This window comes from Paracoccus sp. JM45 (genome assembly GCF_003590715.1).
GTDB lineage: Bacteria > Pseudomonadota > Alphaproteobacteria > Rhodobacterales > Rhodobacteraceae > Paracoccus.
Map to the genome: position 1 here is coordinate 487901 of NZ_QQVY01000001.1, position 17896 is coordinate 505796.

A 17896-nucleotide genomic window follows, 5' to 3' on the forward strand; every position below is an offset into this window, starting at 1 on the left:
GAAAATCAGCGCGGAGAGATCATCATCACCATCTGGCGACCTTCAAGCTTGGGCATGGATTCGACTTTGCCCAATTCTTCAACATCTGTCCGGACACGGTTCAGCAGTTCAAGACCCAGATCCTGGTGGGCCATCTCGCGGCCGCGGAAGCGCAGGGTCACTTTGACCTTATCGCCACCTTCCAGAAACTTCAGCACGCTGCGCATCTTGACGTCATAGTCATGGCTGTCGGTCCCGGGACGGAACTTGATTTCCTTGACTTCGATGACTTTCTGCTTCTTGCGGGCCTCGGCTTCACGCTTTTGCTGTTCGTATTTGTATTTGCCCAGATCCATGATCTTGCAGACCGGAGGCGCTGCGTTGGGCGAAATCTCGACCAGGTCCAGCCCGGCGTCCTGCGCCATCTGAAGGCCGACGGCAGGCGTGACGACGCCCACGTTTTCTCCCTCAGCGCCGATCAGGCGGATTTCTGCCACACGGATACGGTCGTTGACGCGGGGTCCGGTGTCACGGGTGGGCGGTGCATTATGCGGTCGACGGGCTATGGCGGTGCTCCTTTTATAGCCAATACGAAAGGTGACAGGAAAATAAGGGCGCATTGCCGCCGTTACAACCGGAATTGACGCTAACAGCGCGCAAACAGCCATGTTTTGTCAGATCAGGGGTGAATGGACAGGCGCGGGCGGCTTTTCTGACGGCTGCCCCTGTGCCATATACCAAAAGGAAGACAGGTTTTCCGGTTTCAGGGTGCATGATGTCAAAAATACTGCCGATCGTCGTGATTCTTTTGCTGGCTGTTGCCGGCGGATGGGCATGGATGGAAAACTATGCGTCGGACCCCGCAGAACCCGATGTGACACAATTGCCCGAAACGCCAGCTGGCGATGCAGCCCGCGCCGCAGATCAGGCCGCCACCAGTGCGGATGAAGCCGCCGACGCCGCATCCGCCGAAGAAAGTCAGGCGGCGGCCGACGCTGCAGCGGATGCGGCAGCCGATGCCGCAGCCATTGCCGCCGATGCCGCAGCCGAAGCAGCGCGCGCCTCGGATCAGGCGAATATCGATCCGGTCAATGATGCAGCCCAAGCCGCCGAAGATGCCGCCGAGGCGGCCATCAGCGCCGCCGACCGCGCAGCCGAGGCCGCAGCAACCCCCGACGCCGCAGAAGACGCCGCAGAAGCCGCGCAGGACGCAGCCGAAGCCACAGCTGAAACTGCTGATGCCGCATCCGTCGCCGCCCGGATCGAGGCTTTGCTGACACCCGAAGGCTTTGACGCCACGGCCGTGGACAACCTGATCAGCGATGCCGCAATCCCCGATACGCAAAAAGCCACCTTGCGCCGTCTGGTGGAAACCGCCGCCGTAAACCCGCAACTGCTGCGCGCCGCTTTGGAACAGGTCAAAGAGGTTATGCGCTGATGCCGGTTATTCCCCTTCGCGACTTTGACAGCTTTCTGGCCCAGAAACCGGCCCAATTGGCCAAAGGTCCGCTGGCGATTATACTGGTCGAGGATGATGTTGCTGTCACACAGACCATCCAGCACCATCTGGACCGCGGGTTCCGCCATATCCTGTTGCTGTCGCGCCTGCGGATCGATCTGCCCGAAGACTTGCACGCCATGGTCACACAGCTTGCCTATGATACGCGCCGCCCCGACGCGCATGTCGAAGGGGTCAATGCCGTAATCCACGCCGTGCCAGCAGGCACATGGATGTATTACTGCTTCAACGGCGAATTCCTGTTCTATCCGTTCAGTGAAAGCCGCACCGTCGGTGAAATGCTTGGCTTTCACACCGAAGAACGGCGCCGCGCCATGTTGACCTATGTGATCGACCTCTATGCGCCGGATATGACACAAACACCCAATGCCGTTGATATGGATAACGCCATGTTCGACAAAACGGGTTATTATGCCTTGGGACGAAAGGGCAGCGACGGGCACGATCTGGAACGCCAGCTGGATTTCCACGGCGGCCTGCGCTGGCGGTACGAGGAATTTCTGCCCCCCGACCGTCGCCGCATCGACCGGATCGCCCTGTTCCGCAGCGCGCCCGATCTGCAGGTGACCGCCGACCACCGCTTTTCGGTTCCCGAATATAACACCTATGCCTGTCCGTGGCACCATAACCTGACAGCGGCCATCGGATCGTTCCGCGTTGCCAAGGCTTTGGCGACGAATCCCGGTTCACGCGACCGGATCGGCGATATGACATGGCGCAACTCGCACCGCTTTGACTGGAACAGCCAGCAGTTGATGGATCTGGGCCTGATGGAACCGGGGCAATGGTTCTAATAGCAACTGGCTTGCCCTTGCGCCATCTTGACCCCAGATGATAGATGCTTGGGCAATATGAAAACCCTACGGCCCCAAGGCCGGACTATGGAAGGCAAGATACGCATGGCGATGACCAAGACCAGCTTCGACCGCGACGACCTGCTCGCCTGCGCACGCGGAGAGCTGTTCGGCCCCGGCAATGCGCAGCTGCCCGAACCCCCGATGCTGATGATGGACCGCATCACCGAAGTATCGGAAGACGGCGGCGAACATGGCAAAGGCCATATCGTTGCCGAATTCGACATCAATCCGGACCTGTGGTTCTTTGGCTGCCATTTTCCCGGCAACCCGATCATGCCGGGTTGCCTTGGCCTTGACGGTTTGTGGCAGTTGACCGGCTTCAATCTGGGCTGGCGTGGCTGGGAAGGCCGCGGCTATGCCTTGGGCGTGGGCGAGGTCAAGCTGACCGGCATGGTCCGCCCCGAACGCAAGATGCTGCGTTATACCGTTGATTTCACCAAGGCCATCCAGACCCGTCGCCTGACCATGGGCGTGGCAGATGGCAAGGTCGAGGCCGACGGAGAGGTCATCTATCTGGTCAAGGACATGAAAGTGGCCCTTTCGGCCAGCTGATATTATTCACATCTAAGGAGGCCCCCATGCGACGCGTCGTCATCACCGGGCTCGGGATTGTTTCACCCATTGGCAACAACGCCGATGAGGTTGCCGAAAGCCTGAAAAGCAGCAAATCCGGCATTGTTTTTGCACCTGAATATGCGGAACACGGTTTTCGCAGTCAGGTCCACGGCATGCCGCAGATCACGCTGGAAGATCATATCGACAAGCGCAACCTGCGCTTTATGGGTCCGGGTGCGGCCTATAATTTCATCGCTATGGAACAGGCCATCAAGGACAGCGGATTGGAAGACGGAGACGTTTCCAACCCCCGCACCGGCCTGATCATGGGGTCGGGTGGTCCGTCCACCTCGAACTTCTTTGACGCGCACCGGATCGTCATCGAAAAAGGTGCGCCCAAGCGCATGGGCCCCTTCATGGTGACCCGCTGCATGTCGTCCACCAATTCTGCCTGCCTTGCAACGCCTTTCAAGATCAAGGGCGTCAACTATTCGATCACCTCGGCTTGCGCGACATCCGCGCATTGCATCGGCAATGGTGTCGAACAGATCCAGATGGGCAAGCAGGACATCGTCTTTGCCGGCGGTGGCGAGGAGTTGGACTGGACCCTGTCCTGCCTGTTCGACGCGATGGGGGCCATGTCGTCCAAGTATAACGACACGCCGGAAACCGCGTCGCGTCCCTATGACACGACCCGCGACGGCTTTGTCATTTCGGGCGGCGGCGGTGTCGTCGTGCTGGAAGAACTGTCCCACGCTTTGGCACGCGGTGCGAAAATCTATGCCGAAGTCACCGGCTATGGCGCGACCAGCGACGGTTACGACATGGTTGCACCGTCAGGTGAGGGCGGCGAACGTGCGATGCGCGTGGCGATGGACACCCTGCCCGAAGGCCGCAAGGTCAGCTATGTGAATGCGCATGGCACCTCGACCCCCGTGGGGGATTTGGGCGAAATCAAGGCGATCCGTCGTATTTTCGGCGAAGGCAATACGCCCCCCGTCAGTTCGACCAAATCGCTGACCGGCCATTCGCTGGGTGCCACGGGCGTTCACGAAGCGATCTATAGTCTGCTAATGTTGCAAAATGACTTCATCGCGGCCTCGGCGAACGTCACTGCACTGGACCCCGAGATTCAATCGGGTGAAATTGCGACCAACCGTGTGGACAACGCAGGGTTGGATTCGATTCTGTCCAACAGCTTCGGCTTCGGGGGAACGAATGCATCGCTGCTGATGTCCCGCTATCTGGAATAACAACAAAAACATTGGAGCCGGTCATGGGCGATCTTCTTAAAGGCAAGCGCGGGCTTGTAATGGGGGTCGCCAATGAGCGGTCCATTGCGTGGGGCATTGCAAAAGCCGCCGCCGCAGAAGGGGCCGAACTGGCCTTTTCATATCAGGGCGAGGCTTTCGGCAAGCGGGTCGAACCGCTTGCCCAATCCGTCGGATCGGACTTTCTGGTCGATGTCGATGTGACCGATGACGCATCGCTGGATGCTGCCTTTGCCTCTATCGGCGAACGCTGGGGCAAGCTGGATTTCGTGATCCATGCCGTCGCCTTTTCCAACAAGAACGAATTGACCGGCCGGTTCATGAACACCAGCCGCGCCAACTTCAAGCACAGTCTTGAAATTTCATGCTATTCCCTGATCGAGGTCGCACGCCGCGCCCATCCCCTGATGGCCGAGGGCGGGTCGATCATCACACTGACCTATGGCGGGTCGAACCGCGTGACGCCCTTCTATAACGTCATGGGTGTTGCCAAAGCCGCGCTGGAAAGCAGCGTCCGCTATCTGGCCAACGACCTTGGCCCCGACGGCATCCGCGTCAATGCCATCAGCCCCGGCCCGATGAAGACGCTGGCCGGTGCTGCCATTGGCGGTGCGCGCAAGACCTTCCGCCACACCGAGGCCAACGCCCCCATGCGCGCCAATGCCACGCTTGAGGCAATCGGCGGCACCGCTGTCTGGATGCTGTCGGACTGGGGTGCCTGCACCACCGGTGAAATCGTAACGGTCGATGGCGGCTATCACGTGCTGGGCATGCCCCAAAGCGAAAACCTGTAAGGACTGTTCCGGCCCCTGCGCATTAACTGGAAAGGTGACTTCATGCCGTTTTTTCACGCCAGCGACGGGGCCAGACTGGCCTTTACCGATCAGGGCAAAGGTCTGCCCGTCCTATGCCTTGCGGGGCTGACACGGACAATGGCCGATTTCGACTATGTCGCGCCGCATCTGGCCGATGTCCGCATGATCCGCATGGATTACCGTGGGCGCGGTGCCTCGGAATGGACCGGTGCCGACAGCTATACCGTGCCGCGCGAATCGCGCGATGCGGTCGAACTGCTGGATCATCTGGGCATTGATCGTGCCGCCATTCTTGGAACATCGCGCGGGGGACTGAACGGGTTGTTCATGGCCACCACGGCCCATGACCGGATGTCGGGTCTGTGCCTGAACGACGTCGGGCCCGAAATTGCCCACACCGGTTTGCAGAAGATTTTCGACTATCTGGGCCGCAACCCTGCAGCCAAAACGCCGCTGGCTTTGGCGGACCGCCTGCCCGATCTGATGACGGGCTTTGCCAATGTCCCCGAAGGGCGCTGGCTGGCGGATGTGCATAAGCATTACAACGTCACGCCCGAGGGCCTGCAGATCAATTACGACCCTGCCCTGCGCGATGCCTTTCTGGCGGCGTTTTCGGGGGCTCCGGTCGATCTGTGGCCTTTGTGGGATGCGACCAAAGGCTTGCCCGTGGCGCTGCTGCGCGGGGCGAATTCGGATCTGTTGTCGGTGGAAACCGTAGATAAGATGCTGGAACGCCGCCCCGATCTGGATATGGCCACGATCCCCGACCGTGCCCATATCCCCTGGCTGGACGAGCCGCCCGCCATCGCGGTCATCAACCGCTGGCTGGACGCCTGTCGCGCGGTTTAACCGCCGATTGCCTGCAGCATCAGGAACAGCGCACCTGACAGGAAAGCCGCCGCCGGTACGGTAATGACCCATGCCGCCGCGATGGTCATCACATGCGAACGCCGCACCAGTTTCCGACGGCGGCGTTCATCGGATGCCACACGCGGACGTTCGGGCGCGGCGCCTTGGGTCGCACGCAGGCGGCGTTCGGCGTCCCATTCGCGGAAAAAGCCGACGCCAAAGATTGCGCCGACCGCGATATGGGTCGAACTGACCGGCAGTCCCAGCCAGCTGGCCACAATCACCGTCAACGCCGCCGACAGCGACACGCAATAGGCGCGCATCGGATTCAGCTTTGTGATCTGGCTGCCGACCATACGGATCAGCTTGGGGCCGAACAGGAACAGCCCGAAGGACAGCCCGAAGGCCCCGATCAGCATCACCCAGAACGGGATAGAGACAGCCTCGGTCACGCTGCCAGATTGCGATGCCTGAACGATGGCCGCCAGTGGTCCAACAGCGTTGGCCACATCATTGGCCCCATGTGCAAAGCTGAGCAGTGCAGCGGAAACGACCAGCGGAATGCCGAACAGGATCTTCAGCGATTTGTTGCGGTTTTCCAATCCGCGCGCCTGACGCCGCACGACGGGGATCATGACCATCCAGCAAGCCAACCCGATCAGCAGACCGATGACCAGCGACGTGCCGAAGGATATCTTGATGACTTTGCTCAGCCCCTTCAGCGCCAGATAGGATGAGAACGCCCCTGCCATAATGCCGATCAGCACCGGCACCCAGATGCGGGCCGCTGCGATCTTGTCATCGCGATAGATGATGCGCGCCTTGATGAACCACAAGAATCCCGCAGCAATCAGACCGCCCAGCAAAGGCGAAATCACCCAGCTGGCCGCGATCAGACCCATCGTCGGCCAACTGACCGCGCTGAAACCCGCAGCGGCGATGCCTGCGCCCATGACGCCACCGACAACCGAATGTGTGGTCGATACCGGTGCGCCGATCCATGTTGCAAGGTTCACCCAAAGCGCCGACGACAGCAATGCGGCCATCATCGCCCAGATGAAGACCTGCTGCGTGCCCAGACTCTCGGGCGCGATAATCCCCTTCGAGATGGTGCCGACAACATCGCCACCCGCAATCAGCGCCCCTGCGGTTTCGAAGATTACTGCGATGGCAATCGCGCCACCCATGGTCAGGGCATTCGCGCCGACCGCCGGACCCATGTTGTTGGCAACATCATTGGCCCCGATGTTCAGTGCCATATAGGCCCCGAAAACCGCAGCGATTGCCACCACCAGACCATTGCTGGCCTGACCGAAGGCCATCAGCGACCCCAGACCGGCCAGCAGCACAAAGGCCAGCGCAATGCCCGGCGCAACCAATGGCCGCGAGACATAGGCCGTCGCCAATTCAAGTTTCGAAAATCTGCCAAGGTCACGATCCAGCGTGTCCAGATGGCGGGCTTCTAGGTCGTTCTGGGCCATAATGTCCTCGTTATGGGGCAGCGGGTGCCTAGGGCGGATTGCGTCAATGATCAACCGGCCACATTCATGGAACGGCGAATGTCCTGCCGGTCCTTGCAAGCGCCCGTTGGCGCAAAGGCCGCAAGCTAACAAATCTCTGCTTGTCCGGACCGAACCAAGTTCTTACTTTATCGACAACGGACGGCTTTGTGCCGTTTATGACAGGAATGTAATGGCCGCTACCCAAATACCGGACATCTTGCGAACACAATTCGCAAGGTCACAAATTGCGCTGTCGCTTGCGACAGCGGCTGACGATATGCCGTTATGTCTGGTCAATGATGCTTTTACCCGCCTGACCGGATACGACAGGCATCAGGCCGAAGGTCGCAACTGCCGCTTTATGCAGGACGCTGACACTCCGCTTGACCAGATCGCCGCCATGTCGGAATTCCTGCACGACAAGGACCGCAATGACGGTCGCTTTCCGGTTCTGAACCGGACCCGCGATGGTCGTGCCTTTCTCAATCTGGTCTTTCTGTCCAAGCTGCGCGATCTGGCAGGCGATCTGCAATTCGTCCTTGCCTCGCAGTTCGAGATGCGGACGGGGTCGCAGTCCGGCAATGATCGCCAACTGACCCGCAGCGTGAATGACGTCCGGCTTGCTGCTGACCAGCTTGGGCTGATCATGTCCGATTCCACCGAACTGATCGCAAGGTCGATCAGCACACTTGCAAAGATTACGGTCCGCGATGAATGACGCCTCACCCCCACGCTCGCAACACCGCCAGGGCTTTGCCGTCGTCGGCATCGGTGCCTCGGCGGGCGGATTGGAGGCGCTGCAGGATCTGTTGCGCGATGCACGGCGGGATGACCCTGCCGCCTATGTGATCATCCAGCATTTGGACCCGACGCATGACAGCGTGCTGGCCGAATTGCTGGACCGCCGCACTGCCTTGCTGGTCCAGCAGGCCGAAGAAGGCACACGCCTGCAACCCGGCCATGTCTATACCATTCCTCCCGGCGTCGGCATGACCATCCACGACGGCTGTCTGCAACTGACGGAATTCGACCAGCCACGCGGATTGCGTCGTCCCATTGATGATTTCTTTGAAAGTCTGGCCAAGGATATGGGACCGGCGGCGGCTTGCGTGATCCTGTCGGGAACGGGTGCCGATGGCACATTGGGTCTGCGCGCAATCAAGGAAAACGGCGGCATATGTGTGGTGCAGGAACCGCGCACGGCCCGTTATGACGGGATGCCGATGTCGGCGGAATCGACCGGACTGGTGGATTTCGTCCTACCGCCCGACCGGATCGTGCCGTCGATCCTGCAATTCTTCCAATCCAGCGATACCGAACTGGCCGAGGATGTGATGCTGGCCGATGCCCGTCTGATCTGCCAGCATCTGCTGGACCAGACCGGTCATGATTTTTCCGGCTATAAGATGTCCACGCTGGTCCGGCGCATCCGCCGCCGCCTGCAGGTGCTGAATATGACCAGCACCAAGGATTACCTGCGCCACCTGCGGCGCAAGCCCGAAGAATGCGACGCCCTGCTGAACGAATTTCTGATCAACGTCACCCGCTTTTTCCGTGACCCTGAAATGTTCCAGTCCATGCGCGAAAAGGCGATCCGGCCTTTGGTGCAGGCGGCGGATGGCGAAGAAATCCGCGTCTGGGTGGCGGGCTGTTCCAGCGGGGAAGAGGCTTACAGCATCGCGATGGTCATCGATGCCGAAATGCGCGCTGCGGGCGTGCGGCCCCGTTTTACGGTCTTTGCCTCGGATATCGACAAGAAGATGATCGAGATGGCGCGGGCGGGCAGCTATCCCATCAGCGCCATGGCCGATATTCCCGAAGAATTCCGCGCCGAATACACCACCCATCGCGATTCCCTGATGCAGATCACCCCGCAGTTGCGCGACCGCGTGCGGTTTTCCCTGCACAGCCTGTTGCGTGATCCGCCATTTGCGCGGGTCGATCTGATTTCCTGCCGCAATCTGCTGATCTATCTGGATGAATACCTGCAATCGCGGATCCTGCCGCTTTTCCATTATGCAATCCGGCCCTCGGGCTTTCTGTTTCTGGGGCCATCCGAAGGGGTGCGTCGGGAATCGGTGCATTTCAGCGAACTGGATCGCGCCGCACGGCTGTTCCAGCGCGATGACAGTGTCGCCCGCTTGCCGCTGGACCTGCCCTTCGCACGGCACGAGGGTGGCGATAGGATCACCCCCGCCACCAATACGCCCGCGCGCGTTTCATCCGGCCCCGACAAACAGATCCAGACCGCGCAGCGCCGCGTACTGGACCGCTTCGCCCCCGCATCCTTACAGGTATCGCGTGCGGGCGAGGTATTGTGGACCGCAGGCAGGCTTGGCCGTTTTATTACGGTCGATCCAACAGCCCGCAAGCCGGTTCTGGCATCCTCGATCGTGCATGCCGGTCTGAAAGATGCCGTTGCAGCGGCACTGGATCAGGTCAACAGCACGGGGCGCGCCGTGATCGTGCGCAACCTGACCGCACGTTCCGATATGGGGTCCCAGCCGGTAACACTGTTTGCAGAACCGCTGACCGATCGCAGCGTACTGCTGGTCTTTTCGGAAACAGGCGACCACCGCGCCGTTCCCGAAAGCGATGATATCGACGAATTGCATGTCCGCGAATCGCGCAATGACCTGCTGGAGGAAGAGCTGCGTCTGGTCCAGATCGAGCTGAACGGCGCGGTCGAGGAGTTGGAGACCACCAACGAGGAACTGAAAAGCTCGAACGAAGAAATGATGTCGATGAACGAGGAGCTTCAGTCCACGAATGAGGAACTGAGCACCGTCAACGACGAACTGAAATCCAAGATTGACGATCTGACCGCGGCAAATTCGGACCTGCAGAACTTCTTTCTGGCCACGAAAATCCCCTTGCTGGTCGTGGACCGCGACGTACGGGTCCGCAATTTCACCAACGCCGCAACGCAGATCTTCCCGCTGCGTAAATCCGATCACGGGCGACCTCTGGCCGATGTTTCGAACGTATTTACCAGCGGCGCATTGTTGCGGATGGCCAATGATGTCGTCAGCAGCGGTGAAGCCCAAAGCACCGAACTGTCCGAGGCAGATCGCGACCGCGTCTGGCGCGTCGATGTGAAACCCTATCGCGGACCCGAAGGATATCTGGACGGCGCAATGCTGGTCTTTGAAGACGTCACCGACTTGCGCGATCTGCGGGTCGAGGTTGAACGGCAGGACGAACGGTTGAAAGCCGTGCGGTCCCTTGCGCGGATTGCCGTCTGGCAGTTCGATACCGAAACGCAGAAGATCACCATCGACGACAGCTCTAACCTGCTGGGGGTCGGACAGACGGCGCAATTGCCGTTGTCGGCCTTCGCGGCACTGATTGCCCCCCATGACCGCGCGGCATTGGTCGATGATCTGACCGCCTGCGGCACGGGCCGTGATTTCCGCCGCGTGATCGCACCATCGTCCAATGCCCTGTCGGATGTTTTGCTGGAAACCTCTGGTCAGGTCTTTGGCACGGCGGATGAAGCTAAGCGGGTGCTAGGGGTTATGGTCGATGTCACCTCGGCGCAATCGGCGGCCAAGCTGCGCGAGGCGGTGATTTCCGAAATGGACCACCGCGTCAAAAACCTGTTCACCCAGATTTCCGCAATGTTGCGGATGGCGGCCCGTGAAACCGATGACGCACAAGAAGTCGTGGACGAGGTGTCCAGCCGCATCAACGCCTTGGCACGGTCGCACGGGCTGACCACGTCGCGCGGTCGTAACGAACAGATCAAGCTGGAAAGTCTGGTGACTACGACGCTGGCCCCCTATCGCGGCGCAAGGGTCGATACATCCGGCGATGAGACAGTTGTCCAGCCGTCGCAGGTGGTGCCTTTGTCACTGATCATGCATGAACTGGCGACCAATGCGTTCAAATACGGCGTTCTGGGTCCAACGGACGGGACGCTGAGGGTGACATGGCAGGTCAAAGGCAATCAGGTCATTCTTGACTGGGCCGAAGAATATGACAGCGACCAGCCCGAACACAGCGATGGCGGCGGCTTCGGTTCCGTCCTGCTAGAGGGTGCGGCCGCACAGATCGGCAGCGAACTGGATATCGCGCAAACGCCCCGCTGCCGCCGGACGCGGCTGCGTTTCGATCTGGAAAAATCACGCAGTGCCTAGATAATCCCGCACCTGCGTCAACTGGCTGCGTACCAGCTCGGGGATTTCAGCCTCGGTCATGGTGTCATCAACGGCCCATTGCATAACGGCGGCGCAAAACGCCTCGACCGCCATATCCGCCAGCAACTGCGCGGCCAGATGGTGCGTGGACCCCAGACGCTCGACCAGAAGCCCGCCAAGCACGGATGCGATCTGATCCATCGAGTCGCGGAAAATCGCAAAAAGCTCGGGGCAGCAATCTGACAGATGCTTGATCATCCGGATCAATTCACGATCAGGCTGATCGTTTTCAAGCAAATGTGTTAGAACTTTCAGTAGATCGTCAATCAACGGTTGGTCGGACGTGATAATCCATGCGTTGTCGGCAGCGTTCAACAAGGTCGGCTGGCCAATGATCGCGGCCTGCTTGTTGTTATAATAATTGAAGAACGTCCGTGGACTGACCCCTGCTTCGGTAGCGATCGCCTCGGTCGTAATGGCCCCGTAGCCGTGACGGGTCGCCAGCCATAATGCGGCCAGCTGGATGTCGCGGGCGGTCTGACGCCTGCGTTTGTCACGAAGATCTGTGTTCATATCCTAGGCAGCCTTTAATCTGCAGTGCGGGCAAACATTGCACACTCCGCAATTCTATGCAATCAGCGGCCAACAGTGGCGCCCCCAAATGGGCAAAAATCGGGAAACCGGATCATGCGCAAGACCAACCTTACAGCAGGCGTGGCAGCGGCTGCTGCCATTTTCATTGCAGCACCTGTCTGGGCACAGGCCCCCGGTGGTATGCCCCCCAAATCGGTCGGTGTCGTGACGTTATCCTTGCAGGACGTCCCGCGCATCGTGACCCTTCCGGGCCGCGCAGTTGCGGCCGCAAGCACAGATATCCGCCCGCGCGTCAGCGGGATTGTGACCGAAATCCTGTATGAGCCGGGCAAACAGATCGAGGCAGGCACCCCGATGTTCCGCATCGAGGATACGACCTATCAGGCCAATCTGGCCAGTGCCGAGGCCGATGTCTCCTCGGCGCAGGCGCAGGTCACGCAGGCCCAGTCGTCCTATGAACGCAATCGCAAGCTGCTGGGTTCGGGCACGACGCAGTCACAGGTCGAAACCGCCTTGGCGACGCTGGATCAGGCCAATGCCACCCTGCAATCAGCGCAGGCGGCGCTGACGCTGGCGCAGCAGGATCTGGACCGCACGACGATCACAAGTCCGATCAACGGCATCGCCAGTGTGGCCGATGTGTCTGTCGGCGATCTGGTGACCGAAAACCAGACCGACGCAATGACGACCGTGACACAGCTGGACCCGATCGAGGTCGATATGTACGAACCCTCGTCCCGTATCCTGAAGGTGATGGACGAAATCAAGGACGGCAGCCTGCGTATCAATGACGAATTGAACGCGACGCTGACGCTGGAAAACGGGCGGACGTATCAGGCCATCGGCGAAATGGTGGCGCCCGGTGTCACGGTTTCGACCTCGACGGGGGCGATCGACACGCGGTTCCGTTTCGAAAACCCCGAAAACATCATTCTGCCGGGCATGTTCCTGCGCGGTCAGGTTGAACTGGGCACCACATCGGCCCTGCTGGTGTCGCAGTCCTCTGCCACGCGGGACAAGGTCGGCACACTGACGGCATGGGTCGTCGTCGATGGCAAGGTCAGCAAACGGCAGCTGGAAGACGAAGGCAGCTATCAGCAGCAATGGATCATCACCGAGGGTCTGGAAGACGGCGACGTTCTGGTCGTTGACGGCCTGACCGGCCTGCAAGAAGGAACCGAGGTGACAACCATTCCTGTGACCTTCGACGAAAACGGCGTTATCCGCGAAGTGACCGACGATCAGGCCGCCGCTTCAGACACCCCCGAAGGCACGCCAGCGGCTGCCGACGCGACCGCGACGGAGTAACCCCGTATGGCCCGCTTCTTTATTCACCGCCCTGTTTTCGCATGGGTTCTTGCCCTGATCACCATGTTGATCGGGGCCATCGGCCTGAACAGCCTTGCCATCGAACAATATCCCCAGATCGCCCCGACGACCGTGCGTATCAGCGCAACCTATACCGGTGCTTCCGCGGATATTGTGGAAACATCCGTCACCACCGTGATCGAGGATGCCATGACCGGCATCGACGGTCTGACCTATATGACGTCGGATTCAACACCGGGCAGCGTGTCGGTGTCACTGGTCTTTGACGACACGGTCGATGCCGATATCGCGCAGGTGCAGGTGCAGAACAAACTGCAGCTGGTCACATCGCAGCTGCCGGACCGTGTGCAGGATGCTGGTGTTTCGGTCACACGCTCGACTTCCTCTATTTTGCTGGTCGGGGCGTTGACGGCTGCGAATGACGATTTTTCGTCGGTGGAACTGGGCGATCTGATTTCCCAGCTGATCGAGGATCCGGTCAAGCGGACCCCCGGCGTCGGGTCGATCAGCACCTTCGGGTCCGGTTATGCCATGCGGGTCTGGATGGACCCGTCAAAAATGAACCAGTATCAGGTCACGCCATCCGATATTACCGCAGCTGTCGCGGCGCAGAACACCAATGTCACCGTCGGTGATCTGGGTGCACAGCCCACCATGCAGGGTCAGCGGATGACCGTGACCCTGTCGGCACAATCGCAGCTGTCCACTGTCGAAGAATTCGAAAACATCCTGCTGCGCGTGGATACCGATGGTTCGACGGTGTTTCTGGGCGATGTTGCGCGGATCGAGATCGGGCAGGAAAGCTATGGCGGCTCGGCCCGTTACAACGGCAACCCTGCCGCCGGTTTTGCCGTGAACCTTGCCACCGGCGCGAATGCGGTCGACACCGCCCATGCCGTGCGCGAAACCATCGAAACGATCACATCGGCCCTGCCGACCGGCGTCGAGGTTGTCTATCCCTATGACACCTCGCCCTTTGTCGAGGAATCGATCGAACAGGTGTATCACACCTTGGGCGAAGCCGTTTTGCTGGTCTTTTTCGTAATTCTGGCCTTTTTGCAAAGCTGGCGCGCCACGATCATTCCGGTCATCGCGATTCCGGTTGTTATGCTGGGGACCTTTGCCGTGCTGGCAGCAGCGGGCTTTACCATCAACACACTGACGATGTTCGCACTTGTGCTGGCCATCGGTCTGTTGGTCGATGACGCCATCGTTGTGGTGGAGAACGTCGAACGCGTGATGGAGGAAGAGGGCCTGAGCGCTGTCGAGGCCACCGAAAAAAGCATGGATGAAATTTCCTCGGCACTGGTCGGCATTGTGCTGGTCCTGTCGGCGGTGTTCCTGCCCATGGCCTTTATGACCGGTTCGACGGGCGTGATTTATAAACAGTTCTCGGTCACGATCATCACCGCCATGGGGTTGTCGCTGGCAGTGGCCCTGATCCTGACGCCCGCCATGTGTGCCAGCCTGCTGCGTCCGCGCAAGCATGGCGACGCGATTGCACCCGCACGCTGGTTCAACCGCAATCTGGACCGTGTGACCAATGGCTATGCCAGCGTCGTGGGGCGCTGGATCAAGCGGCCCTTCCGCATGCTGGTGGTTCTGGCAGCCATCCTGTTCAGCATCGGCCTGCTTTATGAACGCCTGCCGGAATCCTTCCTGCCGAACGAGGATCAGGGCGTCGCCCTTGCCATCGTTCAGGGACCCGATGGGGCAACCACCGACCAGACCCGTGCCACCGTCGAAAAGATCGAGCAATATCTGCTGAACGAGGAATCCGAGACGGTGCAATCCGTCTTTGCCCCCTTGGGCTTCAGTTTTGCGGGTTCGGGCCAAAGCTATGCTATGGTCTTCATGAAGCTGCGTGATTACGAAGACCGCGAAGGCTTTGACCTGCCCTCGCTGGTGTCGCGCGCCAATACGCATTTCTTCATGAACAACCGTCAGGGACAGGTCTTCTTCCTGCAACCGCCTGCAATCCAGGGTCTTGGATCGTCTTCGGGCTTTACCATGTATCTGGTCGACCAGTCGGGACAGGGTCAGGAACGCCTGATGGAGGCTGCGAACGAATTGGTCGCAACCGCTCAGGATGACGGGCGTGTCACGGGACTGCGTGGCAATGAATCCAAAACCCAGACATCTTTGCGGCTGGATATCGACCAGCAGAAGGCCGCGGCTTTCGGACTGTCGATTTCGGAAGTGAACGCTATGTTGTCGGTCATCTTCTCGGGCAGTGATGTGAACGACTTCGCATTGGGCACCGACCTGCGTCCGGTCATCGTTCAGGGCGAGGCTGCAAGCCGGTCCCAGCCTGACGATATCGAGAACTGGTATGCCCGCAATTCCGACGACGAAATGGTGTCCTTCGGGGCCTTCTCGACCCAGACATGGGACGAGGAACCCAACGCACTGGCCCGCTTCGGCGGCACCCGCGCGCTGGAACTTAGCGGTTCTGCGGTGCAGGGCCTGTCCTCGGGGGCGGCCATGAATGCGATGGAAGAAATGGTCGGCGAACTGGACGGCAATTATGCGGCGGAATGGACCGGCCTTTCCTATCAGGAACGGCTGTCGGGCAATCAGGCCCCTATCCTGTTCGCCCTTTCGGCGCTGGTCGTCTTCCTGTCGCTGGCCGCACTTTATGAAAGCTGGGCAGTACCCATTGCCGTCATGATGACGGTGCCCATCGGGATCATGGGGGCCTTGGCGGCTGCGCTGTATTTCGGCCAAACGAACGACGTGTACTTCAAGGTCGGCCTGTTGACGACAATCGGTCTGGCCGCGCGAAACGCCATTCTGATCGTCGAATTTGCCGAAGCCCAGATTAAAGAGGGTAAATCCATGCTGGATGCGGCCCTGATCGCATCGCGCCAGCGTCTGCGTCCTATCCTGATGACCACTTTTGCCTTTATGCTGGGGGTGCTGCCACTGGCAAAAGCCACCGGCGCGGGTGCAGGTGCACAAAATTCGATCGGGATCGGGGTTCTGGGCGGTATGACAGCATCCGCAGTCATCGGCATCTTCCTTGTTCCTGTCTTCTATATCGTCGTGTTGAAAACACGCAACTTCCTGTCGCGAAAGGAAAAAACCTCGTGATCCTCCCACGTTTTCCACGGCGCGCGGCGCTGTCGCTGACGGCTTTGCTGCTGATCTCTGCTTGTGCTGCGGTGGGGCCTGACCCCACCGATTTGCCGGAAACCAAAGTGCCGGCCGGCTTTGTCGAAGGCGAAGGCACGGCCCCGGCGCAAACCACGACGACAGCCTTCTGGTCGAATTATCAGGACCGGATCCTGTCACAGCTGATCGCGGAAGGTCTGGGCACAAGTCTGGATATTCTGGCTGCGAACGAACGTATCCGCGCCGCCGCAGCGGATGTGCGCGCCGCCGCGCCCTTGGCCGCGCAGGTTTCGGGCAGCGACGCCAGCCTTGGCCGCCAGCGTGTCGGCAGCGACGGGTCCTCGACCGGTTATTCCACATCGGGCAGCCTGACGGCCACCTATGTCTTCGACTTGTTCGGGGGCGCACGCCGCGCCCGCGAAAGCGCCAATGCCGCCTATGCATCTGCAGAAGCCGAGGCACAGGTCACCCGCCTTGCATGGCTGGCCGAGGTGATCAGCGCCTATTCCGACGCCCGCTATTACCAGCAGGCGCTGGCGCTGACCCGCGACACGATCGATGCGCGCGAAAGCACGCTGCAGGTCACCAACAATATGCTGTCGCTGGGTCTGGCGACCGAATATGATACCGCACAGACGCAGGCCCTGCTGGAAACCGCCCGCGCGGATCTGCCCAACTACGAGGCTCTGTTCAACGCCGAGGTCTATAGTCTTTCGACGCTGCTGAACCAGCAAGCCAACCCGCTGATGAGGCGCATGAAATCCGGTTCCAGTGCGCTGCGCATTCCACCCGGCCCGGGCACCGGCGTTCCTGCGGATCTGCTTCGCAACCGCCCCGACATCCTGTCCACCCAACAGGATCTGGTCGAGGCACTGGCCGAAATCGGCGTGGCCACAGCGGATATGCTGCCATCGCTGACCCTCAACGGAACAGTCAGCGATTCCAGCGGTTCGAACAGCTGGGGCTTCGGTCCGGGAATTTCGCTGCCGATCGCAAATCAGGGTCTGTTGCAGGCCACACGCAGCCGTCGTATCTCCGAGGCGCGTCAGGCCGATATCGCCTATCGCACCCAGATCGCCGCCGCGGTCGAAGATGTGCAGACCAGCCAGTCCAACCTGCGCCGTTATCGTCAGCGGGTCGCCACGCTGGATAAGGCTGCGGCCTCTTATGATCGGGCCTACCAGCTGGCACGCACCAATTTCGAAGCCGGCGCTTTGGAACTGGTGGACCTTCTGGACGCCGACCGCCAGCGTGCGGCCGCCCGTCTGTCAGCGGCATCGGCACGCAATGATGCAGCCAAGGAATGGGCCGTTCTACAAATCGCCACAGGTGCGGGCGCTGCGGTCGAAAAAATCGTCAACTGATCGCGACAA

At 60.2% G+C, this 17896-nt stretch carries 14 protein-coding genes; 11 read left to right on the forward strand and 3 right to left on the reverse strand.

Annotated features, from left to right (window positions below):
* Positions 1–5: 5 nt before the first annotated feature.
* Positions 6–545 (reverse strand): translation initiation factor IF-3, encoded by a 540-nt coding sequence (infC, locus tag DWB67_RS02465; RefSeq protein WP_220475095.1) that lies wholly within the window; start codon positions 543–545, stop codon positions 6–8.
* Positions 546–754: 209 nt separating this feature from the next.
* Between infC and DWB67_RS02470 the strand changes: the two genes are divergently transcribed.
* The 6 genes from DWB67_RS02470 to DWB67_RS02495 all read left to right on the forward strand — a co-directional run bounded on the left by DWB67_RS02470 (position 755) and on the right by DWB67_RS02495 (position 5845).
* The gene (locus DWB67_RS02470; protein ID WP_182911463.1) at positions 755–1417 is read left to right on the forward strand and encodes a hypothetical protein; all 663 of its coding nucleotides are present in this window, start codon (positions 755–757) and stop codon (positions 1415–1417) included.
* Complete coding sequence (locus DWB67_RS02475) at positions 1417–2292, forward strand: glycosyltransferase family 2 protein (protein ID WP_119805900.1); 876 nt, start codon at positions 1417–1419, stop codon at positions 2290–2292. Before DWB67_RS02470 ends, DWB67_RS02475 begins: the two co-directional genes overlap by 1 nt.
* A gap of 105 nt (positions 2293–2397) precedes the next feature.
* Positions 2398–2907 (forward strand): bifunctional 3-hydroxydecanoyl-ACP dehydratase/trans-2-decenoyl-ACP isomerase, encoded by a 510-nt coding sequence (gene fabA, locus DWB67_RS02480; RefSeq protein ID WP_119806166.1) that lies wholly within the window; start codon positions 2398–2400, stop codon positions 2905–2907.
* A 26-nt stretch (positions 2908–2933) separates the two neighbouring features.
* Positions 2934–4163 carry a beta-ketoacyl-ACP synthase I gene (gene fabB / locus DWB67_RS02485; protein ID WP_119805901.1) on the forward strand — a complete coding sequence of 410 codons (1230 nt, stop codon included), beginning with the start codon at positions 2934–2936 and terminating at the stop codon, positions 4161–4163.
* 23 nt (positions 4164–4186) lie between these two features.
* Entirely contained in the window at positions 4187–4975 is a 789-nt protein-coding gene (locus DWB67_RS02490; protein WP_119805902.1) for an enoyl-ACP reductase, read from the forward strand.
* 42 nt (positions 4976–5017) lie between these two features.
* Positions 5018–5845 carry an alpha/beta fold hydrolase gene (locus tag DWB67_RS02495; protein ID WP_119805903.1) on the forward strand — a complete coding sequence of 276 codons (828 nt, stop codon included), beginning with the start codon at positions 5018–5020 and terminating at the stop codon, positions 5843–5845.
* Here the strand turns inward: DWB67_RS02495 and DWB67_RS02500 are convergent.
* Positions 5842–7326 carry an inorganic phosphate transporter gene (locus tag DWB67_RS02500; protein WP_119805904.1) on the reverse strand — a complete coding sequence of 495 codons (1485 nt, stop codon included), beginning with the start codon at positions 7324–7326 and terminating at the stop codon, positions 5842–5844. The genes DWB67_RS02495 and DWB67_RS02500 overlap by 4 nt on opposite strands.
* Positions 7327–7537: 211 nt before the next feature.
* Between DWB67_RS02500 and DWB67_RS02505 the strand changes: the two genes are divergently transcribed.
* Together DWB67_RS02505 and DWB67_RS02510 are read left to right on the forward strand one after the other, a co-directional pair.
* On the forward strand, positions 7538–8065 hold the full coding sequence (locus DWB67_RS02505) for a PAS domain-containing protein (protein ID WP_182911464.1): 528 nt from the start codon (positions 7538–7540) through the stop codon (positions 8063–8065).
* Positions 8058–11486 carry a chemotaxis protein CheB gene (locus tag DWB67_RS02510; RefSeq protein WP_119805906.1) on the forward strand — a complete coding sequence of 1143 codons (3429 nt, stop codon included), beginning with the start codon at positions 8058–8060 and terminating at the stop codon, positions 11484–11486. Before DWB67_RS02505 ends, DWB67_RS02510 begins: the two co-directional genes overlap by 8 nt.
* Here DWB67_RS02510 and DWB67_RS02515 read toward each other — a convergent pair.
* Entirely contained in the window at positions 11472–12059 is a 588-nt protein-coding gene (locus tag DWB67_RS02515; protein WP_119805907.1) for a TetR/AcrR family transcriptional regulator, read from the reverse strand. The two genes, DWB67_RS02510 and DWB67_RS02515, sit on opposite strands and share 15 nt — an antisense overlap.
* Before the next feature lie 114 nt (positions 12060–12173).
* Between DWB67_RS02515 and DWB67_RS02520 the strand changes: the two genes are divergently transcribed.
* From DWB67_RS02520 to DWB67_RS02530, 3 genes are read left to right on the forward strand one after another with little or no spacing between them, the layout of a single operon-like run.
* On the forward strand, positions 12174–13388 hold the full coding sequence (locus DWB67_RS02520) for an efflux RND transporter periplasmic adaptor subunit (protein WP_119805908.1): 1215 nt from the start codon (positions 12174–12176) through the stop codon (positions 13386–13388).
* A gap of 6 nt (positions 13389–13394) precedes the next feature.
* Positions 13395–16502 carry an efflux RND transporter permease subunit gene (locus tag DWB67_RS02525; protein WP_119805909.1) on the forward strand — a complete coding sequence of 1036 codons (3108 nt, stop codon included), beginning with the start codon at positions 13395–13397 and terminating at the stop codon, positions 16500–16502.
* Positions 16499–17887, forward strand: a complete 1389-nt coding sequence (locus DWB67_RS02530) for an efflux transporter outer membrane subunit (RefSeq protein WP_255418511.1) — start codon at positions 16499–16501, stop codon at positions 17885–17887. The genes DWB67_RS02525 and DWB67_RS02530 overlap by 4 nt, the downstream gene beginning before the upstream one ends.
* Positions 17888–17896: the final 9 nt, after the last annotated feature.